Annotated in this window: 11 protein-coding genes; 4 read left to right on the forward strand and 7 right to left on the reverse strand. The window is 51.6% G+C overall.

All coding sequences use genetic code 11. The features are described 5' to 3' along the window. Positions 1 to 54 precede the first annotated feature (54 nt). Positions 55 to 786, reverse strand: a complete 732-nt coding sequence (locus BLW29_RS11460) for a Stf0 family sulfotransferase (protein WP_090979503.1) — start codon at positions 784 to 786, stop codon at positions 55 to 57. Between the two features lie 456 nt (positions 787 to 1,242). Between BLW29_RS11460 and BLW29_RS11465 the strand changes: the two genes are divergently transcribed. Then, on the forward strand, positions 1,243 to 2,130 hold the full coding sequence (locus tag BLW29_RS11465; protein ID WP_177186592.1) for an AraC family transcriptional regulator: 888 nt from the start codon (positions 1,243 to 1,245) through the stop codon (positions 2,128 to 2,130). A gap of 687 nt (positions 2,131 to 2,817) precedes the next feature. Here BLW29_RS11465 and BLW29_RS11470 read toward each other — a convergent pair. Then, complete coding sequence (locus BLW29_RS11470; protein ID WP_090979507.1) at positions 2,818 to 5,466, reverse strand: GH116 family glycosyl-hydrolase; 2,649 nt, start codon at positions 5,464 to 5,466, stop codon at positions 2,818 to 2,820. A 163-nt stretch (positions 5,467 to 5,629) separates the two neighbouring features. On the opposite strand from BLW29_RS11470, the gene BLW29_RS11475 reads away from it, so the two are divergent. Then, positions 5,630 to 6,106: a hypothetical protein gene (locus tag BLW29_RS11475; protein ID WP_143044386.1), complete on the forward strand. Its 477-nt coding sequence runs from the start codon at positions 5,630 to 5,632 to the stop codon at positions 6,104 to 6,106. An 80-nt stretch (positions 6,107 to 6,186) separates the two neighbouring features. Here BLW29_RS11475 and BLW29_RS11480 read toward each other — a convergent pair whose 3' ends face one another. The 3 genes from BLW29_RS11480 to BLW29_RS11490 all read right to left on the reverse strand — a co-directional run bounded on the left by BLW29_RS11480 (position 6,187) and on the right by BLW29_RS11490 (position 9,171). Next, positions 6,187 to 8,106 carry a D-apionate lactonase family protein gene (locus tag BLW29_RS11480; protein ID WP_143044387.1) on the reverse strand — a complete coding sequence of 640 codons (1,920 nt, stop codon included), beginning with the start codon at positions 8,104 to 8,106 and terminating at the stop codon, positions 6,187 to 6,189. A gap of 89 nt (positions 8,107 to 8,195) precedes the next feature. Next, complete coding sequence (gene pcp / locus BLW29_RS11485; RefSeq protein ID WP_090979512.1) at positions 8,196 to 8,843, reverse strand: pyroglutamyl-peptidase I; 648 nt, start codon at positions 8,841 to 8,843, stop codon at positions 8,196 to 8,198. Positions 8,844 to 8,871: 28 nt separating this feature from the next. Beyond that, on the reverse strand, positions 8,872 to 9,171 hold the full coding sequence (locus BLW29_RS11490; protein WP_090979515.1) for a bL32 family ribosomal protein: 300 nt from the start codon (positions 9,169 to 9,171) through the stop codon (positions 8,872 to 8,874). A 207-nt stretch (positions 9,172 to 9,378) separates the two neighbouring features. Here BLW29_RS11490 and BLW29_RS11495 point away from each other — a divergent pair, with 207 nt between their 5' ends. Then, positions 9,379 to 9,858, forward strand: a complete 480-nt coding sequence (locus BLW29_RS11495; protein WP_090979517.1) for a hypothetical protein — start codon at positions 9,379 to 9,381, stop codon at positions 9,856 to 9,858. A 76-nt stretch (positions 9,859 to 9,934) separates the two neighbouring features. Here the strand turns inward: BLW29_RS11495 and BLW29_RS11500 are convergent, their stop codons facing one another. Both BLW29_RS11500 and BLW29_RS11505 read right to left on the reverse strand, forming a co-directional pair. Continuing rightward, positions 9,935 to 11,416 carry an aldehyde dehydrogenase family protein gene (locus BLW29_RS11500; protein WP_090979519.1) on the reverse strand — a complete coding sequence of 494 codons (1,482 nt, stop codon included), beginning with the start codon at positions 11,414 to 11,416 and terminating at the stop codon, positions 9,935 to 9,937. A gap of 110 nt (positions 11,417 to 11,526) precedes the next feature. Continuing rightward, positions 11,527 to 12,147, reverse strand: a complete 621-nt coding sequence (locus tag BLW29_RS11505; protein WP_090979521.1) for an NADPH-dependent FMN reductase — start codon at positions 12,145 to 12,147, stop codon at positions 11,527 to 11,529. A gap of 217 nt (positions 12,148 to 12,364) precedes the next feature. On the opposite strand from BLW29_RS11505, the gene BLW29_RS11510 reads away from it, so the two are divergent. After that, complete coding sequence (locus BLW29_RS11510; RefSeq protein WP_090979523.1) at positions 12,365 to 12,811, forward strand: MarR family winged helix-turn-helix transcriptional regulator; 447 nt, start codon at positions 12,365 to 12,367, stop codon at positions 12,809 to 12,811. The last annotated feature ends 57 nt before the right edge of the window (positions 12,812 to 12,868 follow it).

Below are 12,868 nucleotides of genomic sequence, written 5' to 3' on the forward strand. Positions count from 1 at the left end.
CCTGCTGATAGGATTATCGGCGGTGGGCATTCTCTTTATTGTTGTAAGGCCTAATTACCAAGCGCGATTCGTCCAATCCTTCTGTCTTTCTTCACGGTATCGCTGTACCCACTGCTCGGCAATGTCGTCTGCAATGGGATCGAATTGCGGCGGCGCTACAACAACACCTGTCGTCTCAATGCCCAAATAGGTCAGAATATCCAGCACTGTTCGCTCGTAGTTCTGGATAAAATCCTCATAGACGATGGTCATCGGCGTAATTCCGCCTTCATCGAAAAACTCTTGCATCGCAGCCTCGCGCAATACCGATTCCGCCTCCAAATGATTGATCGCATCGAAGTTATACTCGGCGGAAATATCGGCTTCACTTGGTTTCTGCCCATGCCCGCGGTGCCATTCATCCGAAACGATCGCGCGCCACCAGGATACGGCAAGACGCACTTTATTACGTCTAGTCATGTAGATATATTTGCAGTTTGGAAAAGTAGCTTCCCACACGGCCGGCCTTGGCACATCGTCTGCCAGATTATAGATCTTTCTGAAACACGTCATCCAGTTGTCAAACTGAGGGAAACATATCGAATCCTTGATGCCGAACACCCCGTTCGGAGTAGTCCCTTCTTCCAATCTCTGCTCCATTGCTTGCAAGCCGGTTGTTTCGGGATCGTTAAAGTGCATAAATTCTCTGGGGACTCCCGCTACACCTGTCGATTTCAGCGCTTCTGCGAGCAAAGTACTTCCGGTTCGTTGCGAGAAGAAGATCGTATACGATTGAGTTGGTTTCATAAAGTTATTCCTGCTTTCATCATGGATTATTTGTAGGCGTATGGAGTAAAATGCACGCAAAAAAGCCGCAGATGAACGAATTTCCATCTACGGCTTCAGGCAGCACGAGTACGCAGCATAAGCTGCGCGTCCGGTTAGGCCAAGCGTTAAGGATGAATGTTCATGACAGGGTGCATGTTAGCCGGTAACACAAACAGACCGCTGCTGAGCAGCCGTTCGATCGCGTGTTGTAGCTATCATGCCTATTCAGATATCGATTAACCGATAACTGCTGTCAAGAACTGGGTCATCTTTGCACGCTCCATCCTCTTACAAATTTATCCTAGTGTAATCGCTTCCTTATGCGATCGTCAAGTAAATTTTTACTTAACAAGAATAATCATCCAATGTGAGCTTCCCTCATCCAGACCTGTTATGATAGAGCAGACGAACTATTTTATACTAGGCAGGTTACTTATGAACGCTACTCAGCTTGATCTTGTTCCCTATATTCGTTCCGCAGCGAATGCGATTCGTAAGCCCTTCTTCCTCGGCGAGCGCACCTTGCTCGATTACGCGATTCTTTATGTGCAAGAGGGAACGATGCGCGTGACGCTTACTCGGGAGAATAGAGTGTTTTCCATTACGAGCGGGCAATTCTGCCTGCTGCAGCCTGGTGATCTACATATTTTGGAGGGGACGACGGATACCATCTCCCCCTATGTCCATATGGATCTATTCTATAACCCGCATCGCGAGCGCAGCTTCGTGACGTTGCCCGGGCAAATTCAAGTCGCTGGGCAAGAGGAACTGATCCAGCCTCGGATTTCTGACTTGGAGGGCTTTGAGCAGGTACCGACCCTATTCACTCCCCGAAATAAATCGGCATTCGTCGAAACGCTGCTTGCCCTCATCCAAGCCTGGGATGACGGAGCTTGCGGCCTGCTTAATCGGATGAAGGCGCATGGCGCTGCACTGCAATTGATTTTTCAGCTGCTTGAGCCGTATGTCGAGGAGGAGCGGACTCCGAATAAAAGCCACTCGCTGCTCGGCTGGGTGACATCCTATTTTGCTTTGCACATCTCAGAGCCGCTGCGGGTAGCCGATATGGCAAAAAGGGCGAACTTGTCCGTGCCGCGCTTCAACGTCGTGTTCCGCGAGACATTCGGCGTTTCGCCCTATCACTATTTTCTTACGCTGCGGCTCAAGCACGCCAAAGAGCTGCTTCGCACGAGTATGCTGACTATGCACGAAATCGCCGATTATTGCGGCTTTACGGACAATCATCATTTTGCCAACACGTTCAAGCGAACGACGGGAGTCACTCCCGGCCAATACCGGGCCGGGATGAACGAGAGTGAGTAGGGTGGCGGATTCCACCGATATTCCGTCAATGTAGACCTCTAGGTTCGCTACATTGACGGACTCCGCCGGTATTCTGCTATTGTAGACTTCTGGGTTCGCTACATTAGCGAATTCCACGGGTTTTCAGTCAATGTAGACCTCTGGGTTTGCTACATTGGCGGACTCCACGGATTTTCAGTCAATGTAGACCTCTGGGTTTGCTACATTGACTGACTCCACCGATATTCCGTCAATGTAGACCTCTAGGTTCGCTACATTAGCGGATTCCACGGGTTTTCAGTCAATGTGTTGCTCCCAAAGCTACTCTTCCGCCAATTTCACCTGTTTTCCACTAATGTGTTGCTCTAAGAGCTACTCTTCCGCCGAATCCAACTGTTTTCCGCTAGAGTGTTGCTCTGAGAGCCACTCTTCTGCCAATTTCACCTGTTTCCCGCAAATGTGTTGCTCTGGAAGCTACTCTTCTGCTAACTTCACCTGGTTTCCACTAGAGTGTTGCTCTCGGAGCCACTCTTCCGCCGAATCTACCGCTCTCCCACCAATGTGCGGTAACCGCTGCCTATCATGTTGCTACTTTCCCGCTTTCCCACCAATGTGCGGTAACCGCTACCTCTCATGTTGCTACTTTCCCGCTCTCCCACCTATGTGCGGTAACCGCTGCCTCTCATGTTGCTACTCTATGATTTCCCGCTAAAGTGTTGCCCCTTGAACAACACTATCCACCACGCTCAACATCACTCTAATCGAGCGAGCCGGCGAGAGCACCGCGCTGCCGCTGGCTAGGCGAAGCTGGTCTCCGCTGCGCTCGAAGTCCAGCTCATCATCGCCAAGACTCACCGCTTCAACGCGGTTCACGAGCGCTTCGCCCAACTGAAGGCGCTGCAGCGCAAACTCACCGTAGAGCACTTCGATTTCAAGCGCATCTTCACCGTATTTTACCGTACCCCATGCACCATCGAGCGCCCAGAAAGCTTGATAACTCGCCGCACCGACTCCTGCTGCCGCCGCAACCTTAGGCTCAAAACCGAGCAAACCCTGCCCTTTGTGATAGTGGAACCCACTGTAAGCATGCAGCAGCGAATAACTGGCCATCGAGCGGGCATAATTGCTGCCGCATTCGATTTCGTTCCACGGATTGCGGCGGTTCCCGTCATAGCGGCGGCGAATGGCTTCGACTATGGATAAGCCTTCCTCGTACAGGCCTTCCTGAATCATGTGCACCGCAGCTTGATATTCGAAGCCGGTCATCGTCTCCGAATTATAGGTCAGCGGAACGGCCGGTTTCGTCCGACCCTCCGGCCAGGTGCAGATGAGCAATCCTCCCTCGTCGCCTAGCGAATACAGCCGCCACGGGTTGGCTTCCTTCCTCATCTCGCTCTTGAAATTATAGCGATAGAGCGATTGCAGCGCCGTGCGCGTCTGCTCCCCGTCGAAGATCTCGCCTAAGCCGCACAAGTTGGCATGCCACTGCGCGACGACCTGATCGATGCTGCAGCCTTCGCCTATCTGATATTTGATCTCGCCTGCTTCCGCATTCCAGTACGCTTGTTCAACGGCATTGCCAATCTTCCCCTCCGAGTAACGGGTAAGCTGTGACAAATCTTGTAATTGAACCTGCTGTATATAATATTCTCCGTTAAACAGCTCGCGGTCGGTAAAAGCTTTTCCACGTTCGAACAGCCCGCGGTAGAGCTCCGCCGTTTCCGGCTCTCCCAGATAATCCGCGATCTCCGCCCCCGCCTTCAAAGCGGCGAGATAGAATCCGTTCAGCCATGAATTGGGCCCGAACAGCTCCATATCGAGCGTATGATGCTGCCGTCCTTCGAGTACGCCATCTTGATTGGCATCCCATCGATCCTCATTGGTGTCGGCCCAAGCGTAGGAAATCATCGATTTGGCCGCTTCCCAGTGCCCTCTTAACCACTCGTCATCCCCACTAATCCGCCAATCCCGGTACATTTTAATGATCCCGCCGAATTGCCCGTCAGCACAGGCATGATACTTCGAGCGCTCGCGCCCAACAGGCAGCATCAGTCGGAACTGCATCTGCCCGTCTTCTCGGCGATTATGTGTAAAGTCCAGATCGCGCATGCTCCGCTCTAGCTGTGGGAACAAATACGGCAGCGCATAAGCGTAGTTCCAAACATGCGTACAGGAACCTTCGCAGCAGCCGACATCCTCGATGCAGCCTTCGAAGCCGTAGAAAGATCCATCCTCGAGCCGCAGACAGGTTGGCGATTTCAGCACGGATAAATTCGCCACTACCGCATCCAGTACAGCCTCCGGAAGCGTTGATCCATACAGCGCATCACGGAATAGCCGCGTTTCCCGCTCCAACCGGTCCCACTCTGCAAATGCATATGCACTGCTGGCGAGCGAGTCTTCGAATCGAACCGCATAGTGATTTTTCCAGATGGTCCGTTTGCCGTCTTTCTCGGGATTCCAGTGATTGTACATGAACGGACTGCTCCAAGCGAGCATGAACCTTACGCTCCGCGACTCACCTGCTGGTACGTTTATTGACGCTGCCAGTGAAGCCATATCTTGATTGCGGAATTTGGCATCCGGCTCATATTCGCGATTGTTGAAGGGGCCAAACGTTGTGAAATCCCGCCAAAACATCTCCAGCGAATCACACCATCCGCCGCGATACCAGTACAGTTGGCAGCTGCCCTCCGTTTGATCCGTTGCCATCGTCAGCTCGCCATATTCCGGATTGTCCTTCTGCTCCGATTGTGTTGCCATATGTATCCGTCTCAAGCCGTTATCGTTCACATAGCGGTGCTGACTTGGTGAGGTCTTCATCATATTCGCCGAAGATAAGTTGACGGTGTAGGTTACTGCCTGCTTAGTCGTATTCAATACGGTAATCGTAAAGAATGCAGCCGGCAGACTGGAATCATCTTCATTCGAAGGAATGAACGGATTAAACGCGCTCATTCGCACCTGCCCTGGGAATGTCGGATCTTGAAACTCGATATCAGCCATCGGGAACGTACCCGTGAAGACAGTCTTCTCAAAATGAGGCATTCCCCCCAATGTCCCAGCATGCGGGCCAAATCCATATCCGGAATGCAGCGCGCCTCCTCGAACCGGCTCACCCATATAGGGAGGTTGGAGTTCCCCTTGTAAAATCCGAGCGTCGAGCACGCGCTCGCCATCTTCCGCTTTGATTGCAAAATGGCTAAGCACATTCATGCTGCGCTTGTTCGGACGATTCAAAATTTCCCAATCCATTAATCTTCCATTACCCGCCAGACCGATGCAGCCAGTGCCAATACCGCCTATCGGAAACGAGATTGCATGTAACCGCTCATCCTCATATACAAATTGCTTCACTGTAATCGCTCCCTTCTACTTCACATTGTAGTACGAAGCCAGAGAGGAAGCATTGTAAAAGGGCTTTCTTTTGTTGTAAATTCCGATTGTTTATTATCTTCCTTCAAAGGAATCATTATCTGACGATCAGATGGTATAATGGATTCAACTGGAAAAAAAGGGAGTGAGAGAGATCGCACGTTGGCTCATGAGCGCACTGATCATTGTTAGCTGCGTCGTCGTTGTTCTTAGCGGATGTACGAAACCGTCCGATATTTATGGAGGTATCAGCAAAACAGACTTCCCCGAATTGACCGAGGCCAATCTTGAATATGTCTACCAGTATAGAGGGCATGCCGACAATTGGAGTGCTGTTCTGTTCGTTTACAAGCTCAAAGGCGCAGATAAATTCAAGATGAAAGAGGTGCTCGTGTATACCGGAGAAGATCCGAAGCCTACCGGGCAGCTCTCTACCGAATACACATTTGGCGACGCCGTTGGCGGCTCTGGCATGTTAATTCCCGAAGCACCGGAGAACGGAATTTATGTGATGCTTCCATCGCTCGGAACGAAGGAGCTGCTGCCAAACACAACCGCCAAGCTGCTGGTCAAATGGGGAGCTCAATCCGAGTATATCGAGTTAAAATCTGTGCCGGCGTAGCGCTCGCAGCAGTTATTCATCCCTATAACAAAAACAAGGATGCGGGCTTAGGCTTGCATCCTTGTTCACGTCCTGAAACCTTAACGCACCACTACAACCGCGAACGGAAGCAGCTCCAGCTCAAAAGAGCCGTCATCCTGCACCACCGGCGGCGGATACGCTGCTGGCATAACCGGCTGGACCGATCGCTCATCCAGCGCGAACAGCTCCGCCGGCTTAATCGCCGTCGACTGCACACGAACCCGAATGGTTTTGTTCGTATAATTCGCTGCGAGCAAGGTCACAGCGCCATCTTTACCTCTTACTGCAAGTGCGTCACAGCATAACCGGTCAGACACTTGGCAATCCAGCACTTCTGCACCTTGCAGCTTGGCCGCAGCTGCCAATACATGATAGAGCGGATACTTCTCTTCCCCGCCCTCATGCATAACCCCAAGCAGCCCGGCTGTCTCTAGATAGCAGACCCGCTCAGCTCCGGCTTCCGATAAGCTCCGCAAGCTGCCAAGCGTCCATGCCGCGCCAAACAACGACCATTGGCGCGCATCGGTATGATTAGCTCGGTCCTCGGACCTGCGCCTTCCTTCTTCGCTAGTCGAGTTCGGATTCAGACGCGGCTTGAACGTGATTGGACCGATGCTTAGCGGCACTCCGGGTACAATACTTCGCGCACTGCGAACCGTATCCGCCTGTGCGGAAACCGTCTCGGCGAGTGAGGCAATATCGAAGGCATGCACCTGCGGATTAATCGTGTACATCGCCGCTTCCATCGGAGCAAGCGGCAGCTCCGCGCGGTTTAACTCCGTGAAGTAAGCACGAGTGCCTCCGCCCACGCGAAAGGACAGCTTCGCCGAATCGCGCAGCTTCATAAGCTCGGTGGACAGCTCATGACTGCTCACGAATCCAACTTCAGGGAATACAAACACCGTATCCACGGCTGCTTCCACTTCGGCGATAGCTTGAACAAACGTCTCGAGCAAACCTAGGCCTTGCCCTTCATTTTCCACCGGGACAATCACTTCAAGCTCTACGCCTGCGCCGAGCGCACCTGCGGCAGCAGTCGTATTCGCAAGCTCCTGCTCCCAGCCCGCATCTGCCAATCTTATGACCGCTCGCAGGAAAGTCAGTGCAAGCGGACGAAGCGCCTCAACCTCAGACAGCGACAGCTCACGGCCAGGAGTCATCCCTAAACCAACATCTGGAACCTTCCCGACCAGATGGTCGTACAGCTCCACGCTGATCTTTTGAGAATCCTGTTCGTTATCCGATTCCCTATCCACGATCTCGTCCACTTCACCGATTAACCTAAGCGTGACAGACTGTCTGACTCGCTCCCCGCTTGAAACTTTCACTGGGTAAGGGATGCTAAGCGGCGTGCAATAGGTTTTGTAAGAGGCATCCGTCCAATTCCTCTGATCCTCCATCTCGAACAAATCGCCGCTAAATCGCAACTCCGCAGTCAACTTCGGCGTTATATCATGGCGAATAGCTGTCATGCCGAGGAATGGCTGATGCGGCGAAATCCGCTCTGGAAACGCACCTAAGATTGTCCCCTCCTCGGATTCTACCTCCACCTTACAACCTGCCAGATCGGAAGGATGGAGAATGCAGAAGCCGATCCGATTGCGAAGAAACCCCGAATGTGCCTCACCGTCGAACGTGAAGCTAATCGTTCCATCCTTCGAGCCGGAGATGACTCCCTCCCACTCCAAATCAATTTCTGCCTGCCGATGCTCTGCTACGAAACTGACTTCAAACTCATCCATATGATTCGTTACCACACGAAACTCACGAAAAACCGGCTTAATCGTCCCCCAGTTCTGATCCCGGACAGCGGCGTAGATGCCGCGCACCACTTCCTGCCCGCCATAGCGAATATATCGAAGTCCTCCCTCTTCCAGCACAGCTGTCAGCGGCCCCGCCTTAAGCAGCAGCCGCTCTGGCAGCGGCTCGGTACTTCCGTATCGCAGCACGGATATCTCTTTTGCCTGACTTACCATCATTCACGCTCTCCCTTTCGTTAGGCTTGCTTCTTCATGCACAGTACACTGTCACTCTCATGCTCATCACTTTGAATGCCAAGAACATTCCGTCAATGCAGCTGACCTTCAGAAGCGAAAATATCTTGTTTATGCTGAACACTGGTAACCACGGCGATTTCGATCGCTTTTACCATAACCTCCAGGCTCATGCTCGGCATCTGCGGTTTCTGCTCGGTTTGGATGGGAAGGTAAGGGATATGGATAAAGCCGCCTCTTATCGCCGGAAACTCCGTCGCAAGCATATGCTGAAGACCGTAGAACAAATGATTGCATACGAATGTACCCGCAGTATGGGATACCGAAGCCGGTATGCCTGCTTTGCGCAGCTGTGAGGTAATTGCCTTTATCGGCAGCGAGGACCAATAGGCGACCGGGCCTGCTGCGGCGATAGGCTCATCGATCGGCTGATTACCCTCATTATCCGGGATGCGGGCATCGTTTACGTTGATTGCCACTCGCTCTATCGCAATATCGCTGCGGCCTCCCGCTTGCCCGACGCATATTACTACATCCGGTTTCACCTCCAGAATGGCCTGCCTTAGCTTTTGTATGGACTTCGTGAACACCGTCGGGATCTGTCTGACTTCCACTTCCAACCCTTCAAATGGCCGATGGCTTAATTGGCTGACGACCTCCCAAGCAGGATTAATCGTTTCTCCGCCAAATGGATCAAAGCCGGTTAACAAGACTTTATTCATGAAGCTCCTCCTCTTCCTCGCTTCGCTGCTAATCCTTCAATCTTAAGCCGCAGCTCGGACATTCCGGTTCATGCTGAATGACTTTCTCGCCACAAGCCGGGCATTCCTCGTAGAGGTCTTCAGGCGCCTGAGATTGAATCGATCGGTGCCGAAGAGCCGCATTGTGTTTACTCGCTTTGCCTTCCTTCTTCGCATCATACAAAAAATCCCTTATGTCTTGAATGTTCTTAGCCATGTTCGAAGAATCCAGTGCGGACTGAATGACTGCGTGCAAAATAAAGAAGAATACGGAAACCATAATCAACCATAGAACAATCGCTCCTACCATTGTGAATCCCCTTTTCGCTTCTCATCGCTTTGATCGTAAATAGCTGCTACCTCCCTATGTTCTCTATCTCTCACGCGAATACCTCCCTGCCGTTTCCAATTGAGTCTTTCTTCCTCTCAAGAGATTCGAGAGATGATAAATGCGCGATAGACTAGTCCATTTGCTTAAACGAATCATAGAATACTAGTAGTGATTGGAGGTGATTATATGCCCATTCAATTTCTGGATTCTCGTATTTCCATTCATAGTAACGAATTCGGCGGATCAGACCCATTATCCGATTTGCCTCTGTTAATCGGGGACATCGGTCTGCAAGTTTTGGCTGCAATTCCACTTAACACATCCAACGTCCGCGTTGCTTTGACAGGGACGGCCGTTATCGATTTCGCACCGGCGGTAGAGCCTGAAGAAGGGATTCTAGACCCTACTGTCGTGACGCTCACTGTGGAACGCGGTGGCGACGGCACTGCCGGAACAGGTGTCACGATCCTCAATGAACAGTTTGAAATTTATCGTTGGAGCACTTTGTTCCCGATCTCTGTATCCGCTGCCGATTTCCCGCCGGCCGCTGATGTATTAGGCCATCAAATTCGTTACACGCTGTTTATTGCCGTAGACGGTTATTTCAGTCTCGTTCTAGGCGGCCCTGCCGTATTTAACGGCATCGCTTCTGCCGGAACGACCTAGAGCTCTTCAATTAAAGAAAAGGCCAATGATCGGAAGCGATGCTTCTCGTTCATTGGCCTTTTCCTAAGCTTCAAAGTTATTGCATATTTATCCAGACGCTCTTGACTTCGGTGTAGTTGCGAAGCGCGTAGTCGCCCATTTCGCGTCCGATGCCAGACTGCTTATAGCCGCCAAAAGGAGAAGCAGCGTCAAACATATTGTAGCAGTTCACCCACACCGTGCCTGCGCGAAGCCGGTTGGCTACATAGTGCGCATTCTTTAGATTCTCTGTCCACAGACCGGCGGCAAGTCCGTATTCACTGTTATTGGCGCGATCGATCACATCATCGATGGATTCGAACGGAATCGCGCACACAACCGGACCGAAGATTTCTTCGCGGGCGATGGTCATCGATTCGTCAACGTCGGCAAAAATCGTCGGTTTGACATAATAGCCGGCATCAAATCGATCCTCCCCGCCGCAAACAAGCTCCGCGCCTTCCACTCGACCTTGGCGAATATAGCCGAGTACTTTTTGCTGCTGCTCCAGTGATACCAGCGGACCCATCTCCGTGTCAGCGTGAATGCCGGGTCCCTGTTTAATTTGGGCTGCAAAGGAAGCCATGTCAGCAACCACGTTATCATAGGCTTTTTTCTGAACGTATACGCGGCTTCCGGCGCAGCATACCTGACCTTGGTTAAACATCACGCCCCCGAGTGCACCGGGGATCGCGCGGGAGAGATCCGCATCCGGCAATATGATGTTCGGTGATTTGCCCCCAAGCTCGAGGGTTACGCGTTTCACATGGTCCGCCGCTTGACGCGCAATGAGTTTGCCGACTTCCGTGGACCCGGTGAAGGCAATCTTATTCACATCGGGGTGATTGACAAGCGCCTGGCCTGCCGTTTCGCCAAAGCCCGGAACAATGTTAACGACGCCATCCGGAAAGCCCGCTTCTTGAATGAGCTTTGCCAAATATATCGCGGACAACGGCGTTTGTTCTGCCGGCTTTAATACGACGGTACAGCCTGTGGCAAGGGCGGGACCCAGTTTCCATGCCGCCATTAACAGCGGGAAGTTCCACGGGATAATTTGTCCGACAACGCCGACGGGCTCATGTCTGGTGTAGTTGAAATACTCGCCGGCAACGGGAATCGTTTGCCCGGTAATTTTGGTTGCCCATCCCCCGTAGTAGCGGAAATGATCGATGGCAAGCGGAAGATCGGCTGCTCGCGTTTCGCGGATCGGTTTGCCGTTATCGAGCGACTCGAGCTGTGCAATCTCTTCACGGTTTGCTTCAATTAAATCGGCGAGTTTAAATAGTAGACGACCGCGCTCAGAAGCGCTCATTGTACGCCAAGGACCACTTTCAAAGGCTTGTCTTGCGGCAGCAACGGCGCGGTTAATATCCTCTTCCTGGCCCTCGTGCACCTGAGCAAGCGGCTTTCCGGTTGCCGGGTTATAGCTTACGAATGTTTTGCCTTCAGCTGAAGGTACAAATTGACCATTGATAAATAGCTGCTGCGGCTGCTTGAGTAGATCCTCAATCGATTGATTTACTTTAACTTCCTGTGCCATTCGTTGACATCCCTCCAATTGGATTGTAGTTATGTTCACTCAATCTCAAATATATGGAGGAATGTCCCATTTCATAACTGCACATAGTGACAAGACGTCATAATACTTCATTAAGAAAGCACAGCTAATGTCGCCTTCCAATTACGGCGCATTCGTGCCATGACACGTTCATGACCCTCAATTTGGTCTGCCAGTTCCGATAAAGCCCGCTGAACCTGTGACGTATATCGCTGAAATTCACGATCAGGCAACAGCTCCGCTCCTTCACGAATAATCGCATCCGACAACCGAAGTGCAGGAGACGTAGGCACGATGCGCATCCTCAGACGGACCGCTACCCTCCGCAGCTGCTTCCCGCACCGGCCGCCGCCATGACCGCCGTAGGTTACAATCATGACGGGCTTGTCCCGCCACTCGTGGTAAAGATGATCGATCGCGTTCTTGAGGACCGCCGGATACCCCCAATTATACTGAGGCGTGACGACAATCAGGCCGCTTGCACTCTTGATCTTCTCGCTCCAAGCGTGCGTGTGCGGCTGGCTGTAGGTTACCAATGCGGGAATGCCCGGTTCATCGTCCATCGGCAGCGGCCATTTCGCCAAATCGATTATCTCGTATTCGTAATTTGAATTAGCTCGTCCGATGGACTCGATCCATGCCGTGATTTTCGGGCAATTTCTCCCCGCTCGTGTGCTCCCCATAATCAGGAGAACCGTCTTCTTCTGTTCCATGATTACACCTTCATTTCTTCAAATCATTCTCATCCATTTATTCCGTACGTTCCTTATCCAATAGCCATATCCTACACTATTAGTACGTGACACAAACTACGTGTTACAAACAATATAGTTGGTGTGACGTACTATGTCAATGACTTTTATGATAAAATGAATATCGACTAAGGCTTACAGGCTTCACACGACTATCTAAGCTTAAATGGAGTGAATCATGGTGAACCACAATAACGCTGCTCCCCAGGAAAATCTGTCGATCATGGATAGTATGGTCCAATTATCCTTTCTTGTTCAAGGCATCCTTAATGGAGTCGGAGCTGAATACGATGTTTCCATCATACAGATTCGATTGTTCGGCATTTTACGAGATCGAGAACTAAACATGCTGCAGCTCGCGCAGTACCTCGGCCTCGACAAATCCAGCATTACCGGACTTATCAATCGAGCGGAGCGCCGAGGGCTTGTTGAACGCAGCAATTCCCCGCACGATCGCCGCGTCAATTATGTAAAGGTGACTGCCGAAGGACGACAAATCATTCAGACCGTAAGCAGTAAGATCCAACATCAAATACAAGCCATAACGGATAACCTGAATGAAGATGAGCGCTCACAGTTCATTGCTCTTGCTTCTAAAATGCTGCTTCCTTCAGGCCGATCGTAGTTCATTATTCACTTCTGTTCCTGAATGAAGACAGAACGGCGACCGATTGATCGGCCG

The sequence above is a fragment of the Paenibacillus sp. CF384 genome (assembly GCF_900106745.1).
GTDB lineage: Bacteria > Bacillota > Bacilli > Paenibacillales > Paenibacillaceae > Paenibacillus_Z.